The 2301-nt window shown below is 42.6% G+C and carries 1 protein-coding gene; it reads left to right on the top strand.

The window, feature by feature from the left end:
* Positions 1–2301 (top strand): GLUG motif-containing protein (locus JKM87_RS08070; RefSeq protein ID WP_272899188.1); only part of this gene is annotated, 2301 nt, incomplete at both ends.

The raw sequence follows: 2301 nt of genomic DNA, 5'->3' as shown, positions 1-2301 counted from the left end.
ACAGTAAGCTTCAGAATATTAATCTAGAATACGTAGATGTTAAGGGCCAAAACTACGTAGGCGGCCTCGTTGGTTATATCAGAAACGGTGCCGAGATTAAGAGTAGTGGTGCTGTAGGAGAAGTGGAAGGCGTCGGGCACAGCGGCGGTCTCGTAGGTAGAATTTACAAATCCAATATAAGAGATAGTTATGCTGTAGTAGATGTGCATGCGACAGGTAATCATATTGGAGGAGCTGTAGGGTCTAGCTCTAACGGGACAATAGATAGAAGTTATGCGAAGGGAAATGTAACCGGTGATGAAAGAGTAGGTGGCTTCATTGGTTATATATATGCGAATTCAATCTTAAGGAACAGCTATGCTACTGGAGACACAAGAGGTAATGTGAATAATGGCGGATTTGTAGGTAGAGTATATAATGCCACTATAGAAAACTCATATTCAGTGGGGGTGGGTAATGGTGGACTTGTAGGCTACAACTACGGTTCTGGTTCTAGCTACTCTAACAACTTCTACGATAAAGACACATCAAGAAGTACGAGCACCACTGGTGCTAGTCCAAAAACCACTGAAGAAATGCAAACCCCATCCACCTTCACAGATTGGGACTTTGAAAATATATGGGTCATGGAGCAAGGGCAGTATCCTCAGTTACAAACAGTCTCAGATCGAGATGTCTTATCTGTAAAAAAACAACAGATATTTGGTCCCGAAGACTTAAACGAGATTAGGAATAATTTAAATGGAAACTACGTTTTAGCAGGAAATATAGACCTAAGTGGGTATGAAAACTGGGAACCGATAGGGACAGCAGACAAACCATTTACAGGAACCCTAGATGGAAACGGCTATACCATAACAGGTCTCACGGTAAACCGCCCTGAAGAAGATTATGTTGGTTTATTTGGCTACGTACAGTACGGCAAGATTCGAGAAGTTAACTTAGAGTATATCAGTGTTAAGGGCCAAAACTACGTAGGCGGCCTCGTTGGTTATATCAGAAACAGTGCCGAGATTAAGAATAGTGGTGCTGTTGGAGAAGTGGAAGGCGTCGGGCACAGCGGCGGTCTTGTAGGTAGTATTTATAAATCCAGTATAACGGATAGTTACGCCGTAGTAGATGTGAATGCCACAGGTAATCATATCGGAGGTGTGTTAGGATCTAGCAATAACAGTATCATAGATAGAAGTTATGCTAAGGGAAATGTAACCGGTGATGAAAGAGTGGGTGGCTTCATTGGTTATACCTATGGGAATACGACTGTAAGGAATAGCTATGCTACTGGAGACACAAGAGGTAATGCAAATAATGGCGGGTTTACAGGTCGAGTATATAAGGCCACTATAGAAAACTCATACTCAGTGGGAGTGGGTAATGGTGGTCTCGTAGGCTACAACTACAGTTCTGGTTCTAGCTACTCTAATAACTTTTATGACAAAGATACCTCAAGGAGTACAAGCACCACCGGCGCCACCCCAAAAACAACACAAGAAATGCAAACTCAAGCCACCTTCACAGATTGGGACTTTGAAAATACTTGGGTTATAGAAGATGGTGGTTACCCTCGGTTACAAAAAGTACCGGACCGAGATGTCTTAACCGTAGAAGAACAACAAATATCAAGTCCTGAGGACTTAGATCAAATTAGACACAGCTTAAATGGAAACTACGTTTTAGCAGGAAATATAGACCTAAGTGGGTATGAAAATTGGGAACCTATCGGAAATGAAGGTCAGCCATTTACAGGAAGCTTAGATGGAAACGGCTATACCATAACAGGCCTCACAGTGAACCGTCCCGAAGAAGATTATGTCGGTTTATTTGGCTACGTGCAGTACGGCAAGCTTCGAGATGTCAGTCTAGAAAAAGTCAGTGTTAAAGGCCAAAACTATGTAGGTAACCTCGCTGGTTACATCAGAAACGGTGCGGAGATTAAGAATAGTGGTGCTGTTGGAGAAGTGGAAGGCGTCGGGCACAGCGGCGGTCTTGTAGGTAGTATTTATAAATCTAGTATAACGGATAGTTATGCTGTAGTAGATGTTAATGCCACAGGTAATCATATCGGAGGTGTGTTAGGATCTAGCAATAACAGTATCATAGATAGAAGTTATGCTAAGGGAAATGTAACCGGTGATGAAAGAGTGGGTGGCTTCATTGGTTATACCTATGGGAATACGACTGTAAGGAATAGCTATGCTACTGGAGACACAAGAGGTAATGCAAGTAATGGCGGATTTATAGGTCGAGTATATAAGGCCACTATAGCAAACTCATACTCATTGGGGGTGGGTAATCGTGGCT

The organism is Caldalkalibacillus salinus (assembly GCF_016745835.1).
GTDB lineage: Bacteria > Bacillota > Bacilli > Caldalkalibacillales > JCM-10596 > Caldalkalibacillus_A > Caldalkalibacillus_A salinus.
Note: the sequence above shows the minus strand (reverse complement) of the source record. Positions and strands in the feature narration are given on the sequence as shown.